10 protein-coding genes are annotated in these 16,779 nt (G+C 74.7%); 5 read left to right on the top strand and 5 right to left on the bottom strand.

Annotated features, from left to right (window positions below):
- Positions 1-135: 135 nt before the first annotated feature.
- Positions 136-1,089, top strand: coding sequence for a hypothetical protein (locus NR072_RS03125; RefSeq protein WP_256836098.1), 954 nt, complete (start codon positions 136-138; stop codon positions 1,087-1,089).
- A 79-nt stretch (positions 1,090-1,168) separates the two neighbouring features.
- Here the strand turns inward: NR072_RS03125 and pepN are convergent, their stop codons facing one another.
- Positions 1,169-3,817 carry an aminopeptidase N gene (pepN, locus tag NR072_RS03120; protein WP_256836096.1) on the bottom strand — a complete coding sequence of 883 codons (2,649 nt, stop codon included), beginning with the start codon at positions 3,815-3,817 and terminating at the stop codon, positions 1,169-1,171.
- 103 nt (positions 3,818-3,920) lie between these two features.
- Positions 3,921-5,165: a glucose-1-phosphate adenylyltransferase gene (gene glgC / locus NR072_RS03115; protein WP_036315219.1), complete on the bottom strand. Its 1,245-nt coding sequence runs from the start codon at positions 5,163-5,165 to the stop codon at positions 3,921-3,923.
- Between the two features lie 113 nt (positions 5,166-5,278).
- On the opposite strand from glgC, the gene glgA reads away from it, so the two are divergent.
- Positions 5,279-6,475 carry a glycogen synthase gene (glgA, locus tag NR072_RS03110; protein ID WP_036315216.1) on the top strand — a complete coding sequence of 399 codons (1,197 nt, stop codon included), beginning with the start codon at positions 5,279-5,281 and terminating at the stop codon, positions 6,473-6,475.
- Between the two features lie 75 nt (positions 6,476-6,550).
- On the opposite strand, the gene NR072_RS03105 is transcribed toward glgA, so the two are convergent.
- Together NR072_RS03105 and NR072_RS03100 are read right to left on the bottom strand one after the other, a co-directional pair.
- A complete protein-coding gene (locus tag NR072_RS03105) occupies positions 6,551-8,674 on the bottom strand; it encodes an acyl-CoA dehydrogenase (RefSeq protein ID WP_036315214.1) in 2,124 nt (707 codons plus the stop codon).
- Positions 8,671-9,384: a TetR/AcrR family transcriptional regulator gene (locus NR072_RS03100; protein WP_158184442.1), complete on the bottom strand. Its 714-nt coding sequence runs from the start codon at positions 9,382-9,384 to the stop codon at positions 8,671-8,673. Before NR072_RS03100 ends, NR072_RS03105 begins: the two co-directional genes overlap by 4 nt.
- 127 nt (positions 9,385-9,511) lie before the next feature.
- Between NR072_RS03100 and NR072_RS03095 the strand changes: the two genes are divergently transcribed.
- From NR072_RS03095 to NR072_RS03085, 3 genes are read left to right on the top strand one after another with little or no spacing between them, the layout of a single operon-like run.
- The gene (locus NR072_RS03095; protein ID WP_036336857.1) at positions 9,512-10,855 is read left to right on the top strand and encodes an acetyl-CoA C-acetyltransferase; all 1,344 of its coding nucleotides are present in this window, start codon (positions 9,512-9,514) and stop codon (positions 10,853-10,855) included.
- 32 nt (positions 10,856-10,887) lie between these two features.
- Complete coding sequence (locus tag NR072_RS03090) at positions 10,888-12,237, top strand: 3-oxoacyl-ACP reductase (protein WP_145951118.1); 1,350 nt, start codon at positions 10,888-10,890, stop codon at positions 12,235-12,237.
- 2 nt (positions 12,238-12,239) lie between these two features.
- On the top strand, positions 12,240-13,133 hold the full coding sequence (locus NR072_RS03085) for a MaoC/PaaZ C-terminal domain-containing protein (protein ID WP_036336859.1): 894 nt from the start codon (positions 12,240-12,242) through the stop codon (positions 13,131-13,133).
- Between the two features lie 64 nt (positions 13,134-13,197).
- On the opposite strand, the gene malQ is transcribed toward NR072_RS03085, so the two are convergent.
- Positions 13,198-16,707: a 4-alpha-glucanotransferase gene (malQ, locus tag NR072_RS03080; protein WP_230297450.1), complete on the bottom strand. Its 3,510-nt coding sequence runs from the start codon at positions 16,705-16,707 to the stop codon at positions 13,198-13,200.
- Positions 16,708-16,779: the final 72 nt, after the last annotated feature.

Genomic DNA, 16,779 nt, shown 5'->3' with positions numbered 1-16,779 from the left:
CACCTGACGGCGTCCCGGCACCGTCCGGCACGCTTCCGTCCGGGGGCGGTTTCGGGCGGTATTCGACGTGAATACCGCCCGAAACCGCCCCCGACGCGTCGAGGTGTGGCGGGGCGGCTCTGTCAGGATCGGACCATGACCCCCGACGACGACGCCCCCGTCCGCCTGATCGCCCGCTCCGACGCCCCGCGGCGCCCACGGTCGACCGTGGACGTCCACTGCGCCCTCGAGCTGGAGCTCGCCTCCGGCCGCCGCGTGCCTCTGCTCACGGACCGCGGCTGGAGCGCGGACGGCACGTGGGACCTCGTCACGGTCCGCGACCTCGACGAGGCCGCCGCCACGGTGACCGGGCCGGACGAGCCGGGCGGCGGCCGCACGCCTGCCCAGGAGGAGACGCGACACTGGGACGCGCTGGCAGCGGTCGCGGCCGAGGCCGGGGTGCCGGTGGGTGCCGCAACGTTGCGCGAGCTGCCGCTGGTGGGGGAGACCTCGCCCGAGCTGGCCGCCCTCGTGGACCGGGCGCACCGCGAGGCCCGCGCCCTGAACCGGCTGCTCGGCGTCCACCCGCTGGCCCTCGGCACGGTCGCGCCGGCCGACGTGCTGGGCGCCGACGCGACCGCCGCGCTGCGGACCGGACTGGCCGCGGGACTCGGCGTCGCGCCGACGGCGTGGGAGGACCCGGGCGTCGTGCTCGCGCCCGCCGCGGACGCCGACCCGGAGCTGCTGCACGTGGTCCTGCTCCACACGACCGCGGTGGTCGCCGGGCCACCCGCACTCGTGGCCCGCCTCGCGGACGCCGACGTCTCCGACCTGCTCGACGACGCCTCCCTCGGCGCGCACCTGCGCGGCCCGGTGGAGGACGTGTCGGCGGCCTGGCTCCACGCGGCCGACCGGCAGGCGCTGTCTCTCGACCCGGACGGCGGGGCCACGCACGTGGCGCGCCACGCCGAACTGACGGCCGTGCTGGAGACGCGGCCCGTCGTCGTCGAGCGGGTGGGGATGCGCGACCGGGACGCCCAGCGCGCCGCCGACGCCGTGGGCCTGCGCCGGGTGGGCCGGGAACGCGTGCTCCGCGTCGCCGCGCCCTGAGCTGGAATGGTCACGACACGCCGTCTCGCCCGAGGGGAGGCGGCGTGTCGTGACCACTCTGCGCGGGAGGACTTACCGCTCAGCCCGCCGGCTGCACCGCCTGCACGCGCAGGGACCGCCGCAGGGCGTCCGTGTGCTCCACGACCAGGCGCCGCAGGGCCCCCGGGGCGTCGGGGTGCTCGTCCAGCCAGCGCTGGGCCGCGGCCAGCGTCGGGTGCGACTCCTGCGCGTCGGCGCCGCCGGCCACCGCGTCCTGGCGGGCTGGGAACAGCCCGCCGATCGCGCGCGAGGCCAGCCCGTTGGACCGCGAGGCCCACACCGAGGTCAGGCGCGGCCAGAAGCCGGACTCGTAGGGCGCGAGCAGCGCGACGTCGCCCGCGGCGAAGCCGGCCGCCGTGGCCGAGAGCAGGTCGTTGGACAGCTCCGCGCCGGTGGCCGTGCGGCCGGACATGACCGCCTCCCACGCCGCGGCCTTGACCTCGGCCTCGGGGCGGGTGGCCGCGGCGAGGCGATGCCACGTGACCGTCTGGGCGGTGCGGCCGGCCTCGAGCTCCGCGTCCAGGCGGTCCTGGTCGGCCCGGCCGGTCGCGGCGAGGGCCTGGAGCACGAGCCAGCGCAGCTCCGCGTCGATCGCCAGGCCCGGCGCCGACGTCGCCGTGTCCTCGCCGAGCAGGGCGGCCTCGAGGGCCGCGGCCATCCCGACGTCGGCCCGCGCCAGCGTCGCCCACGTGCGGGCCGCGGTGCGCTGGCGGTCGGAGCCGGCCTCGAGCGTGCGGGTCTGCTCGGCCAGGACCTCGCCCAGCCGGGCCCGCAGCGCGTCACGGTCCTCGGCGCGGGCGTACTGGCCCACGGCCGCGGCGGCCTGCGCCAGCACCTGCGCGTGCACGCCCACGGTCGCGATCCGCGCGGACAGCGTCGCCACCGCGTCCAGGAACCGGGCGACCGGCAGCGCGCCGTCGCGGGTCATCGACCACAGGGCGGCCCACACGGTGGCCTCCGCGAGCGGGTCCGCGATGGGGTGCGTCAGGGCCGCGCGCAGCGAGTCCGCGTCGAGCGCGACGGCGGCGTAGGTGAGGTCCTCGTCGTTGGGCAGCACGAGGCGGATGCCCCCGGGGACCTCGAGGTCCGGCAGGGGCACGGCCGCGCCCTCCGCCCCGCCCGGCACGTCGGCGGTGACCTGGGCGGTGCGGCGCAGGACGCCGTCCTGCCCGGGCGTGAAGACGCCGACCTTCAGCACGTGTGGGCGGAGGATCGACTCGCCCGTGACCGGGTCCGTGCCCTCCTGGCGCAGCGCCGGGGCGTCACCGTCGACGTCGACCCGTAGCCGGGGCACGCCGGAGGTGTGCAGCCACGCGTCCGCCCACGCGCGCATGTCCCGCCCCGAGGCGGCCTCGAGCGCGGCCATGAAGTCGGCGAGGGAGGCGTTGCCCCACGCATGGGCGGCGAAGTAGCGGTGCGCGGCGTCGAAGAACGCGTCCCGGCCCACGTAGGCGGCCAGCTGCTTGAGCACGGAGGCGCCCTTGGCGTAGGTGATGCCGTCGAAGTTCTGACGGGCGGCCTCGAGGTCGACGATGTCCGCGACGATGGGGTGCGTCGTCGGCATCTGGTCCTGCACGTACGCCCAGGCCTTGCGGCGGGACGCGAAGGTCACCCACGCGGTCCGGAAGTCGGTGGCCTCGTCCACGCCGAGGGCGCCCATATAGTCCGCGAACGACTCCTTGAGCCACAGGTCGTCCCACCAGTGCATCGTCACGAGGTCGCCGAACCACATGTGCGCCATCTCGTGCAGGATCACGTTGGCCCGGCCCTCGTACTGGACCGCGGTAGCCCGCGAGGTGAACACGAAGTCCTCGGTGAAGGTCACGAGGCCCGGGTTCTCCATGGCGCCGAGGTTGTACTCGGGCACGAACGCCTGGTCGTACTTGCCCCACGGGTACGCGACGCCGAAGAGGTCGTGGAAGAACGTCAGCCCCCGCTTCGTCACGTCGAACACGGCCTCGGGGTCGAACGCGTCGGCCATCGTGCGCCGGGTGAACAGCCGCAGCGGCACGGCCTGCGCACCGCTGGCCGGGTGACCGTCCCAGGCGTCCTCCCACTGCGCATAGGGGCCGGCGAGCAGCGTCGTGATGTAGGTGGACTGGGGGAGCGTCGGGGCGAACTCCGCCCGGACGACGCCGTCCCCGGCCCGCGTCCGGGACACCTCGGGCCGGTTCGAGGCCAGCACCCAGTCCTCGGGTCCGGTGAGGGAGAAGGTGAAGGCGGCCTTGAGGTCCGGCTGCTCGAAGTCCGGGAACACGCGGCGCGCGTCGGCGGGCTCGTACTGGGTGTAGAGGTAGACCTCGCCGTCGGCGGGGTCCGTGAAGCGGTGCAGGCCCTCGCCCGACCGGGAGTACACGGACCGGCCGACCAGCTCGACCACGTTCTGCGCCGCCAGATCGGGCAGCAGCACCCGGGCCCCGCCCACGACCTCGGCCACGTCCAGCGCCGTGCCGTTGAGGGTCACCGACTCCACGCCCCCGTGGATCCAGTCCAGGTGGGTCTGCGCGCCCGGCTCGGCGCACGCGAAGCGGATCACGGTGCGGACCGGATAGGTGTCGGTCGCAGCGTCCCGGGCGTCGGAGAGGTCCACGTCCACGGCGTAGTCCTGCACCGTGAGCAGGCGGGAGCGTTCCGCGGCCTCAGCGCGGGTGACGTTGGTGGCGTCGAGGTCGGGGGTGGTGTCGGTCAAGGCGAGCCTCCGGTCGGGGATCCAGCGGGGACGGCGACGCGCGGACACACCGGGGCGTGCCCGCGCGTCGACGGTGGTCCGGGACCGGCGGCCCGTGGCCGCGTCAGTGCGGCGTCGGGACGGGCTGGCCCTTGGAGAGCACCGTCAGGCCGGATTCTGTCACGGTGTAGCCGTTCGCCTCGTCCTCCGCCCGGTCGAAGCCGATGCGCGCGCCCGGGGGCACGACCACGTTCTTGTCCAGGATCGCGTTGCGCACGTGGGCCCCCTCGCCGATCACCACGGAGTCCAGCAGCACCGACTGCTCCACCCACGCCTCGTTCTGCACGCGCACGTCCGTGGAGAGCACGGACTGGGCCACGGTGCCGCCGGAGATGACCACGCCCTGGGAGAGGATCGAGTCGTTCGCCGAGCCGGGGCGGCGGGTGGACGAGCGCACGAGCTTGGCGGGCGGGGAGACGGACTGGCGGGTGTAGAGCGGCCACTCGCGGTTGTAGAGGTTGAACTCCGGCCACGGCTGCACCAGGTCCATGTGCGCGTCGTAGTAGGAGTCCAGGGTGCCGACGTCCCGCCAGTAGTGCTTGCCGGCCGTGCCGCCGGGCACCTCGTTGGAGGTGAAGTCGTACACCCCGGCCTCGCCGCGCTCCACGAACAGCGGGATGATGTCCCCGCCCATGTCGTTGTTCGACTCGGGGTTCTCCTCGTCCTGGTTCAGCGCCGCCACGAGGGCGTCCGTGTCGAACACGTAGTTGCCCATCGAGGCCAGGAACTGCGTGGGGTCGTCCGGCAGGCCGGGGGTCGTCTCCGGCTTCTCCACGAACGCCGAGATCCGCGTCCTGTCCTTCGGGTCCGTCTCGATCACCCCGAACGAGGAGGCCAGCTCGAGGGGCTGGCGCACCGCGGCCACGGTCGCCTTGGCGCCCGAGGCGATGTGCTGGTCCACCATCTGCTGGAAGTCCATGTGGTAGACGTGGTCCGCGCCGATGACGACGACGATGTCCGGCCGTGCGTCGTGGATCAGGTTCATGGACTGGTAGATGGCGTTCGCGCTGCCCGTGAACCAGTCCTTGCCCCGGCGCTGCTGCGCCGGCACGGAGGCCACGTAGTTGTTCAGCAGCGTGGACATCCGCCACGTCTCGGAGATGTGGCGGTCCAGCGAGTGCGACTTGTACTGCGTCAGCACGACGATCTCGCGGTACCGGCTGTTGACCAGGTTGGACAGCGCGAAGTCGATGAGGCGGTACGTGCCGCCGAACGGGACGGCCGGCTTGGCACGGTCGGCCGTCAGCGGCATCAGACGCTTGCCCTCACCGCCCGCCAGCACGACCGAGAGGACCTTCTTCTGCACCATCTGCGTCACTCCTCATGAGCCGGGTCGTCGCGACCCGCACGCGTGCTCTGGGCGTGCGGGGCATCCGTGCCGCCAGACTATCGACCCCCGCCGGGCTGAACTAGGTTGGGGGCGTGCGCATCGACATCGTGAGCAAAGAGTTCCCCCCGTCCATCTACGGCGGTGCCGGCGTCCACGTCGCCGAGCTGACCCGCGTCCTCGCCTCCCGCGTCGACGTCCGCGTCCATGCCTTCGGCGAGCCGCGCGACCCGGACTACCACGGGGCCCGCGTCCTGACGTACCCGAACCCGCCCGGGTTCGACGCCGCCAACGGGGCCGTGCAGACCCTGGCCACCGACCTCACGATCCTCGGGGACCTCGAGGGCGCCGACGTCATCCACTCCCACACCTGGTACGCCAACATGGCCGGCCATCTCGGCAAGCTCCTGCACGAGGTTCCCCACGTCCTCTCCGCGCACTCCCTCGAGCCGCTGCGCCCCTGGAAGGCGGAGCAGCTCGGCGGCGGCTACGCCCTGTCCAGCTGGGCCGAGCGCACGGCCTACCTCGGGGCGGACGCGGTCATCGCGGTCTCGGACGGCATGCGTCGGGACATCCTGGCCTGCTACCCGGACGTGGACCCGGCGAAGGTGCACACGGTCCACAACGGCATCGACACGCAGGTCTGGACCCCGCAGACCGGCACCGCCGCACTGGAGAAGTACGGAATCGACCCGGACAAGCCCTCCGTCGCGTTCGTCGGCCGCATCACGCGCCAGAAGGGCGTGCCCCACCTGCTCCGTGCAGCGCTGCGGTTGCCGGAGGACGTCCAGCTCGTGCTGTGCGTCGGCGCCCCGGACACCGCGGAGCTGGCGCACGAGGTGAACGAGTTGATCGCCGAGCTGCGACGCACCCGCCAGGGCGTCGTCGTGATCGAGGGGATGATCCCGCGCCACGAGGTGATGGAGATCCTCACGGCCGCCACCGTGTTCGCCTGCCCCTCGGTCTACGAGCCGCTGGGCATCGTCAACCTCGAGGCGATGGCGTGCGGCACCGCCGTCGTCGCCTCCGCCGTGGGCGGCATCCCGGAGGTCGTGCAGGACGGCGAGACCGGCCTGCTCGTCCCCTTCGAGCAGGTCGACGACGGCACGGGGGCGCCCGTGGACGAGGAGAGGTTCGCCGCCGACTTCGCGGCCGCGCTCACCCGCGTCGTGGAGGACCCGGAGCGTGCCCGCGCGATGGGTGAGGCCGGCCGGGCCCGCGCGATCGAGCACTTCTCGTGGGAGACCATCGCGGAGCGCACGATCGAGGTCTACGAGGCCGTGCTGCGCTGAGCCCGCCCGACCACGCACACGGGCCCCCGCCACCGCGAGGTGACGGGGGCCCGGTGCGTCCGGGGACGGCCACGGTCAGCCGCGGCGACCCCGCGCCGCCTTCTCGCGGGCGCGCACGGCCTTCTCATCCTCCGGCTCCTCGCCGGCGGCCCGGCGGGCCGTGAACCAGGCGTGGGCCTCCTCCTGGCGCTGGGTCTCGGCGTCCGTGGCCACCGCCATGCGCAGGTGCTCGGGCTCGAGGCCGAACGCCTCGACGAGCTCGAGGGCGAAGGGGCGCAGCCGCTCGGCCAGCCGGTTGACGTAGCCGCGCAGGGCCCGGGCGCGCTGGCTCGAGACGCGGCCGTGGGCCACGAACCAGCCGAGGTCGTCCTCGATGAGGCGCAGCGCGAACAGGTCGCGCAGCCACGTCAGGACGGTCTTCGTGGTCTCATCCGTGATGCCCTCCAGGGCGCGGGTGAAGGCCTCCCACTGCAGAAGCTCGCCGTGGTTGCGGGCGGCCTCGATGAGCTCGTGCTGGCGCGTGTTGAACGCCTCCGCCTGCGCCGCCTGGCCCTTGCCCCGGGCCCCCGAGAGGGTGCCGGCGATGTCGGCGGTCTTGGCACGGACGCGCTCGGTGAGCAGCTCATGCTGGACGGCGGGGTCCTTGAACCAGTTCGCCGAGCGGCGCTCGGACCCGCCGTCGGCCACGGACTGGACGGCCTTGTGCAGGCCCGCACGGTGGAGGGCGTCCGAGGCCTGGTGGACCACGTAGCGGGAGAGGGCGCCCACATTGAGACGTCCGAACTCCTTCGAGTAGTCGGTCAGCAGGCGCTTGCCCACCAGCTGCAGGAGCACCGTGTTGTCACCCTCGAACGTGACGTACACGTCCAGGTCGGCGCGCATCTGGGCCACCCGGTTCTCAGCGAGGAACCCGGCGCCGCCGCACGCCTCGCGGGCCTCCTGCAGGGTGTCCAGGGCGTGCCACGTGGTCAGCGGCTTCACGGCCGCGGCGAGCGTCTCGAGCTCCTGCCGGTCCACGTCCGTGTCGGAGCGGCCGGAGAAGACGTCGTCGAACTTCTCCACGAGCTCGTTGGAGGAGAAGGCGTCCGCGTAGGCGCGGGCCAGGCGGTCGATGAGGCGGCGCTGGTGGTTCTGGTAGTCCAGCAGCACCTCCTCCCGCTGCGGGTCGGAGGCCTTGAACTGGCGGCGCTGCTCCGCGTAGGCCAGCGCACCGTGCAGGCCGAGGAAGGAGGCCGTGGTGGCGGCGAGGGACAGGGAGACGCGGCCCTGGACGAGCGTGCCGAGCATCGTGAAGAAGCGACGCCCGGGGGAGGCGATGGGCGAGGAGTAGGTGCCGTCCTCGGCCACGTCGCCGTAGCGGTTGAGGAGGTTGGTGCGCGGGATGCGGACCTGAGTGAAGTGCAGACGGCCGTTGTCGATGCCGTTCAGTCCGCCCTTGAGGCCGTCGTCCTCGCCGCCCACGCCGGGCAGGAAGGCGCCCTTCTCGTCCCGGATGGGGACGTAGAAGCAGTGCACGCCGTGGTTGACGCCCCGGGTGATCAGCTGCGCGAAGACCGTGGCCGCCCTGCCGTGCAGCGCGGCGTTGCCGAGGTAGTCCTTCCAGGCGCCCTTGAACGGGGTGTGGATGACGAACTCCTGGGTCGCCTCGTCGTACGTGGCGGTCGTCGCGATCGAGGCGACGTCCGAGCCGTGCCCGATCTCAGTCATGGCGAAGGCGCCCGGGACGCTCAGGTCCATCGCGCCCGGCAGCCACCGGCGGTGGTGCTCCGCGGTGCCCAGGTGCAGGATCGCCGAGCTGAACAGGCCCCACTGCACACCGGCCTTGATCTGCAGGGAGGGGTCGGCGAGCACGAGGTCACCGAAGGCGGCGAGGTTGCCGCCGTGGTTGTCCTCGCCGCCGAACTCGCGCGGGAAGGCGCGGTGGACCGCGTTGCGCTCCACGAGGACGCCCAGCTGCCGCAGGACGCGGGCGCGGTGCTCGTCCATGCCGAGCAGCGGGTCGCGCCACAGGGCGGGATCCTTGACCAGTTCGCGGGATTCGCGGCGCTCCGCGGCCCAGCGGCCGAGGAGGGCCTCCTCGAGGGCCGCGGCGTCGAGGGAGCCGGGCGTCGGCCGCTCGGGCGCGATCTCGGCGACGTCGGAGGGAACCTCGGTGCTGGGCGTCGAGGACTGGGGGGCGAGCTTCTCGTGGACGGTCATGACGATGCTCCTGTTCGTGAGTGGGGGCGGGCGCGGTCGGCGTCCGCCGCCGCGGGTTCGAGGGCGGCGCCGGGCGCGGCGCCGATGAGGCCGGTGAGCAGCCAGTCGGCGATGGCGCGGGCCATCGCCTCGACCGGGATGCGACCGGCGGCCGGGGTCCGCAGCCAGGTCTCGGCGGCGGCCCGGACGAGGCCGACGGCGGCGCGCGGCCACAGGGCGAGCGGGTCCGCCGGCGCCGGGGCGTGGCCCCGCGCGGCCATCCCGCGCGCCAGGCCCGACTCGAGCATGGCGTAGACGCGCTCGAGGAACGGGCCCAGCACAGGGGCCTCGGCCGCGGCGGGGGACGGGGCGACGGCGAACGCGTACACCTCGGGCGACGTCGCCGCGACCGTGAGGTACACCTCGACCATGCGACGCAGCGCCTCGGGTTCGGAGACCGGTTCGTCCGCGACCTCGAGCAGGCGGCGCTCCATGTGGGCGGTGACCCGCTCGGACACCGCCAGGCGCAGGCCCTCGCGGTCGCCGAAATAGCGGTAGTAGACGGTCTTGGAGGTGCCCGCGTGGGACGCGATCTCCTCCATCGAGGCCTGTGCGCCCAGGGCGTGCACGGCCGACCGGGCGGCCCGGACCAGTTCCAGACGGCGCTCGGCGCGGTGCCGGTCCCAGCGGACGCTGCGACCGTCCCGGGCGGTGGACGTGACGGGATTCACGAAACCGAGCGTATCAGGTACTGTGGATCACAGTCACCCACCCCGCCGACGTCCGTATCGTCCGTATCGTCCGGGGTGACAACGCCCCCGCCGCGTCGGCGGTGGGCCCGCCGTCGAGAGGACCGTCATGACCCACCACGAGACCCCCGCGTCCGAGACCGCCTCCCGCCCCGCCGTCGCCGGTGGAGCGCTGCGCCCCGCCGTCATCCTGGGCGGCAACCGCATCCCCTTCGCCCGCGCCAACACCGCCTACGCCGAGGTCGGGAACCAGGAGATGCTCACGGCCACGCTCGACGGACTCGTCGCGCGGTTCGGGCTCCAGGGCGAGCGCCTCGGCCAGGTCACCGCCGGCGCCGTCCTCAAGCACCCGCGCAACTTCAACCTCACCCGCGAGGCCGTCCTGGGCTCCGCGCTCTCCGCCGCGACCCCGGCCGCCGACGTCCAGGTGGCCTGCGCCACCGGCATGGAGGCCGTGGGCACCCTCGCCAACAAGATCCGGCTCGGCCAGCTCGACTCCGCCATCGGCGGCGGCGTGGACTCGATCTCGGACGCACCCGTCTCGCTCTCGGACGGCGCGCGCCGCGTGCTGCTGCAGCTCACCACCGCCAAGACCATGAAGGACCGCCTGCGCGCCCTCGCCCAGCTGCGCCCCGGTCAGCTCGTGCCCGAGCCGGCCGGCGCGGGCGAGCCGCGCACCGGCATGTCCATGGGCGAGCACCAGGCCCTGACCACCCACAAGTGGGGCATCACCCGTCAGGCCCAGGACGAGCTCGCCGCGGCCTCCCACCGGAACCTCGGCGCTGCCTACGCCGCCGGGTACATGGACGATCTGGTGACCCCGTTCCACGGCCTGGCCCGCGACAACAACCTCCGCCCCGACTCCACGCCGGAGAAGCTGGCCGGCCTGAAGCCCGTGTTCGGCCGCCAGCTGGGGGACGAGGCGACCATGACGGCCGGCAACTCCACCCCGCTCACCGACGGCGCCTCCGCGGTGCTGCTCTCCTCCGAGGAGTGGGCCGCCGAGCGCGGACTGCCCGTTCTCGCCGAGTTCGTGGACATGGAGAACGCCGCCGTGGACTTCGTCGACGGACACGAGGGCCTGCTCATGGCCCCCGCCTACGCCGTCCCGCGCCTGCTCGCCCGGCACGGGCTCACGCTCGACGACCTCGACTTCGTGGAGATCCACGAGGCGTTCGCCGGCACCGTCCTGTCCACCCTCGCCGCCTGGGAGGACGAGGAGTACTGCCGCGAGCGGCTCGGGCTGCCGGGTGCGCTGGGCTCGGTGGACCGCGCCCGGCTCAACGTGCACGGCTCGTCGCTGGCGGCCGGTCACCCCTTCGCCGCCACCGGCGGCCGCATCGTGGCCCTGCTGGCCAAGATGCTGCATGAGAAGGGGGAGGGCTCCCTCGGCCTCATCTCCGTCTGTGCCGCCGGCGGCCAAGGCATCGTGGCCCTGCTCCGCGGCCGCTGAGCCCCGACCGACCCGACCCGAGAGGACCGACCATGACCGACCGTTACGGCACCTTCGTCGCCTCGCCCCTGGGCCGCCGCCTCACCGGCGCCCTGGGCCTGCCCCAGCCCGTCGAGTTGCGCCGGCACACCCCCGGCGACCCCGTGCTGCCCGGCTCCGTGCTCGTCCTGGGCGCGACCCGCGCAGCCGAGGATGCCCGCACCCTCTTGGCCTCATGGGGCCTTGAGGTCGCCGACGCCCCCCGGGAGGGCGCACGCCACGCGGCGATCGTCGCGTGCTTCGACGGGGTCGCCACGCCCGCGGACCTCGGCGCGGTGGCGCTGGAGATCGGCGGCGCGCTGCGCTCGCTGGGCTCCTCCTCGCGCGTGGTGACGGTGTTCGAGGACCCCGAGGCCGCCACGGACCCGGCCCTGCGCGCCGCCCGCCAGGGCGTGACGGGCCTGACCCGCTCGATCGCGCACGAGATGCGCCGTGGCGGCACCGCCAACGGCCTCGTCCTGGGCGAGGGCGTGCCGCTCACTGCCCCCGGTGCGGCCGGCGCGCTCGCGTTCCTGCTCTCCGGTCGCGCGGCGTACGTCTCCGGCCAGTTCGTGCCCGTCTCCACCGCCGACGGCGCGGTCCCCGCCGACGCGGCGCGCCCCCTGGCCGGCAAGGTCGCCGTGGTCACGGGCGCCGCCCGCGGCATCGGCGCCGCCATCGTCCGGACGCTGGCCCGCGACGGGGCCGTCGTCGTCGGCGTGGACGTCCCGGCGGCGGGCGAGACGCTGGCCAAGGTCGTGAACGAGGTGGGCGGCACCGCGCTCGCCCTGGACATCACGGCGCCGGACGCCGGCGCACGCATCCTCGAGCACTGCCGCACCCGGCACGGCCGGATGGACGTGGTGGTGCACAACGCCGGGATCACCCGGGACCGGATGCTGGCCAACATGGACGCCGCGCGCTGGGACTCCGTCCTCGCTGTGAACACCACGGCCCAGCTGGCCATGAACGAGGCGTTCCTCGCCGAGGACGCCCGGGACGTGGCGGGCCACGGGCTGCGCATCGTGGGCCTGGCCTCCATCTCCGGCATCGCGGGCAACCGCGGCCAGACGAACTACGCGGCATCCAAGGCCGGGGTGATCGGCCTGACCGCGGCCTCCGCACCGGTCCTCGCGGCCCGTGGGGGCACGATCAACGCGGTGGCCCCGGGCTTCATCGAGACCGAGATGACCGCGAAGATCCCGCTCGCCACGCGCGAGGTGGGCCGGAGGCTCAACTCGCTCCAGCAGGGCGGCCTGCCGCAGGACGTGGCCGAGACGGTGGCCTGGCTCGCCTCGGACGCCGCAGGCGGCACCAACGGGGCCACGCTGCGGGTCTGCGGCCAGTCGAAGCTGGGGGCGTGAGGATGCAGACCACGCAGCTGTCCGCCCCGCCCTCCCTCGCCCGGCTCTACGCCCGGGCCGCCAGGCAGGCCGCCACGGACGCCGTCGTCCGTCGGCGCCGTCCCCGCGAGCTCCCGGACCGTCAGGTGGTCGTGACCGGCCACCGCATCCCGGCCGAGGCCGTGTCCGCGTGGCGCGGGGCCGTCGGGTCCGCGGATCCGGCGGACCTGCCCTCGGTCCTGGTGCACACCCAGGTGTTCGGTGCGGCGATGGAGCTGATGGCCGACCCCGAGTTCCCACTGCCCCTGCCCGGACTGGTGCACCTGAGCAACACCGTCCTGCACCACCGGCCCGTCGCGGCGGAGACCCCGCTGCGCGTCACCGCGCGTGCCGTGGGCCTCGTCCCGCACCACGCAGGCACCGCCGTGGACGTCGTCGTGACCGTCGAGGGGCCCGGCGACGACGGCGAGGAGGCACTGCTGTGGGAGGGCGTCTCCCGGTACCTCGCCAAGGGCGTCCACCTCTCCGGCCTGCGTCCCGAGCGGCCCGCCCGCGAGGACTTCGTGCCCCCGACGCCGACCGCCCAGTGGCGCTTCGGGACGGGGGCCGGACGCCGGTACGCGGGCGTCTCCGGAGACTGGAACCCGATCCACCTGACGGGCGTCTCGGCCCGACTGTTCGGCATGAAGGGCGCGATCGCCCACGGGATGTTCCTGGCCGCCCGGATGCTCGAGGGCCGTGAGCCGGCCGGCGCCGGGTTCCGCTGGCACATCGACTTCGAGGCACCCGTCGTGCTGCCGACCACCGTGGCCGTCCGCTACGCGCCCGGGCCCGACGGCGGCACGCGCGTGTGGGGCTGGGATGCGCGGCGCCGGCGCCCGCACTTCTCCGGGGAGATCACTCCGCTCGAGCCCTGACGGCCGGGCCGACGCGTCGGCCCGCCGGGACCACCCGTCCCGGCGGGCCGGTGAGCGCGGCGGCTCAGGCGTCCGGCGTGGGCGACCGCCGCGGCACGGCGGCGACGGCCTCGAGCAGCCCGTCCGCGTAGGCCTCCCACGAGTGACCGGCGGCGTGACGCACGGCGCCGGGCCCCAGCGCGGCCCAGGCGTCACGATCCGCCAGGATCTCGGCCAGGGCATCGGCCCACGCCTCAGGGGTGCCCGCCGTCACGTGGTGGCCGGACACGCCGTCGAGGACCGCGTAGACCAGTCCGCCGACCCGGTGCGCCAGCACGGGCGTGCCGCAGGCCTGTGCCTCGAGGGCGACCAGGCCGTAGGTCTCGGACGCGCTCGGCATCGCCACGACATCCGCCGCCCGGAACTGGGCGGCCAGGGCGGGCGCGGGCACCGGCGCGGAGAACGTCACCAGGTCGGCGACCCCCTCCTGCACGGCCAGGCTCGCCAGGTCCAGCTCGTCGTCCCCCGAATCGGCGCCGTTCACGTGCAGGCGCACGCCCGGGTCGGCGCCCTTGCCACCGGCCCGCTCGCGCAGCACCCCGAGGGCGGACACGAGCAGGTGCGGGCCCTTGTGCCGCTGCACGCGGCCGGCGAACAGAACCCGCAGGGCTCCGTTGTCGTCCGGTGCGCCCGGCCACTGCGCGGCACCGTCCGGCGTGAACGTCTCGAGGTCGGCCGCGGGGGGCAGCACCCGGGTGCGGGCGCGGGGCACGTCCAGCAGCTCGCGCAGGTCGGCGACCTCGGCGGCGGAGTTGACCACGAGCAGGTCGGCTCGCCCGACGATCTCACGCTCGGCCTCGATCCGGGCGGCCGGCTCGCGCAGCTCGGGGTCCTCGAGCATCTTCGCCGCCGCCGTGGTGTGCATGGTCTGCAGGTACGGGGCGTGCGCCGCCCGCGCCAGGGCCGCGGCGGTGGACCCGGAGAGCCAGTAGTGGCCGTGCACGAACGCGACCGGGGGGGCCTCCGCTCCACCGAGGACGGGACCGCCCGGCACGGCGTCCGAGGCGAGCCAGTCGAGGGCCGCGCGGGTGAACTCGTCGCGGAGGCCCGCCAGATCCGCCTTGGCCACGGGAGCGGACGGCCCGGCCGCGAGGTCGACCACCGTGACCGGCGGGGCCTGCCCGCCGGCGTCCAGCATCCGGACCCGTGCGCCGTCCGGCCCCACCGGCTCCTCCGCCCGGGTCAGCAGGATCATCCGCACGCCCCGGCGGGCCAGGGCCACGGCGGCCTGCCGCACGTAGACGTTCATGCCGCCGGCGTCGCCGCGGCCGGGCTGGGCCAGCGGGGAGGTGTGCAGGCTGACCCCGATCCCCACCGGCACGGACGCCCGCAGTTCGGCGTCCACGGCGTCGAACAGCCGGGCCGCCGACGCCGAGTCCGCCAGGTCCTCGACGGAGACCATCCGTCCGGCGCCGTCGCCGAGCGGCACGGTCCAGTTCGGGTACTGGTCCTGGAGAGTGCCGGGCTGGTTCTGGATGCGCCGCTCGCCCACGGCGTCCACGAGCGCCACGCTGTGCAGGGCCGAGGGCGCCTGCGCGAGCAGGCGGTACAGGGCCACGATCTGGCGTTCGCGCACCTCGGGGCCGGCGTCGGGGACGTCCACGTCCGCCTCGGCGAGCAGCCCGCGCCGGGCCGCGGCGGCGAGGAACGCGCGCACCTCCTCCGCCGACCGGCGGCGTTCCTGGGCGACGTCCACGGTGTAGAGGCCCAGCCGTTCGCGCAGGTCCACCTGGACGCCCTCGAGGTAGCCGGCCGTCGGCGGCAGGTCATGCGTGTTCACCGCCGCCATGGCCAGCCGCCGGTAGCGCTCCGGCGGGGTGGGCTCGCCGTCCTCCTGCTCGAACCAGAGGATCGACGTGCCGAGCACGCCGGCCTCGGCCAGGCGACGCTGCACCCACGGCTCGAAGGTGCCGAGGTCCTCGCCCACCACGACGACGCCGGCCCGCTCGGCCTCGAGCGTGAGCACGGCGAGCATCGCCTCGTGGTCGTACTCGACGTACGCGCCCTGGGTGGCGCCGGCGCCCTCCGGGATCCACCACAGGCGGAACAGCCCCAGGACGTGGTCCATCCGGATGCCGCCCGCGCCGCGCAGCACGGTGCGCAGCATGTCCCGGAACGCGGCGTAGCCGGTCTCGGCCAGACGGCGCGGATGCCAGGGGTGCTGCGACCAGTCCTGGCCCAGCTGGTTGAACAGCTCCGGCGGCGCGCCGACGGACATGGTCGGCACCAGCACGTCCCCGAGCATCCACGCGTCCGCGGTCTCGCGGGTGGCCCCGACCGCCAGATCCACCATGACGCCCATGCGCATGCCGGCCGCCCGGGCCCGCTCCTGCACGCCGGCGAGCTGCTCGGCGGCGATCCACTGCACCCAGCGGTGCAGGTCGACGTCGGTCGCGCGTTCGACGCGGACCCGCTCGGCCTCGACCCCGCCCGGCGCCCAGGCCGGGTCGGCGAGATCGGGCCCGGTGCCGTCGCCGTCCAGGCGCAGGACGGACCAGAGGGCGAAGTCGTCCAGGCCCGGGCCGGCCTCGGCGCGGAACCGCGCGTAGGCGGCCTCGCGCTCGGGGGAGCGGGGCACCTCGTGCACGCGGCGCAGCGCGGGCCACAGGACGGCGGCGACGGCGGCCCGGTCGATCCGGCCGGTGCGCTCCAGCTCCGCCTGGACGCGGGCGCCGGCCGACCGCAGCTCCGCCTGCTCCGCGGCGGGCAGGTCGGCGAACTCGGGGATCGAGGGCACGTGCACGACCAGCGCCGAGAGGAACCGACGGGAGACGGGGGAGTAGGGGGAGTCCGCCGGATGGGGGCCGGGCTCGACCGCATGCAGGGGGTGCAGCAGCAGGAAGTCGGCACCGTGCCGGGCGACGATCTCGGCCAGGGACCCCATGTCCGCCGCGTCGCCGATGCCCCACGAGTCCGCCGAGGTCACCGAGTAGCCCTGCGCGGCCGCGCCCCAGCCGCGGCGCTCGAGGAAGGGACGCGGCGTGCTCAGCCGGGCCGGGGCGCAGACCAGGACCGCGGAGGCGGTGGAGCCGGAGCCGCTGGTCACCTCCAGCCGGTGCCAGCCCGGGGCGAGGTCGGCGGGGATCTGAACGTGGACGCGCTCGCGCTCGACGCCGTCGACCAGGCGGACCTCGGACACCGGCTCGCTCACGCTCACCTCGAGGGTCCGCCCGTCCTCTGTGTGCACGCGGGCCACGACCGGCTCGCCCGCGGCCACGTGGCACGGCACGGACAGGCGGTGACCGGACCGGGCGGCCACGGTGGGCGGGAGCACGTCCCGCCAGGGGGCCGTCTCCGCCTCCTCCACCGCCTCGGCCAGGGCGGCGACCCCGTCCGGACGGACCGACACCCCGAGGGCGGCGAGCACCTTCACGAGGGCCTCGTCCGGCACGGTCTGGGCCGAGCCGTCCTGCCCGACGTACTCGGGCTGCACCCCGTGGGCTCGCGCGAGCCGATGCAGCAGTGCGGGGGCTTCCAGGGCCATCGGGTCCTCCATGCCGTCGTGCGGTTCCACCGACGGCGCCTGCCGTCGCACGGACACCACTCTAGAGGGGACCCCGGACGGGGGAACACGCAGGGCCCCGGTCGTGACGACCGGGGCCCTGCT

The organism is Micrococcus sp. Mcc89, assembly GCF_024519795.1.
GTDB classification, from domain to species: domain Bacteria; phylum Actinomycetota; class Actinomycetes; order Actinomycetales; family Micrococcaceae; genus Micrococcus; species Micrococcus luteus.
The sequence above is the reverse complement of the archived record's forward strand: the minus strand, read 5'-3'. Positions and strand labels throughout refer to the sequence as shown.

Coding starts and splice junctions, on each gene's coding strand:
- NR072_RS03125 (WP_256836098.1), top strand. CDS start 136: ATGACCCCCGACGACGACGCCCCCGTCCGCCTGATCGCCCGCTCCGAC.
- glgC (WP_036315219.1), bottom strand. CDS start 5,165: ATGGTGCAGAAGAAGGTCCTCTCGGTCGTGCTGGCGGGCGGTGAGGGC.
- NR072_RS03105 (WP_036315214.1), bottom strand. CDS start 8,674: ATGACCGTCCACGAGAAGCTCGCCCCCCAGTCCTCGACGCCCAGCACC.
- NR072_RS03095 (WP_036336857.1), top strand. CDS start 9,512: ATGACCCACCACGAGACCCCCGCGTCCGAGACCGCCTCCCGCCCCGCC.
- NR072_RS03090 (WP_145951118.1), top strand. CDS start 10,888: ATGACCGACCGTTACGGCACCTTCGTCGCCTCGCCCCTGGGCCGCCGC.
- NR072_RS03085 (WP_036336859.1), top strand. CDS start 12,240: ATGCAGACCACGCAGCTGTCCGCCCCGCCCTCCCTCGCCCGGCTCTAC.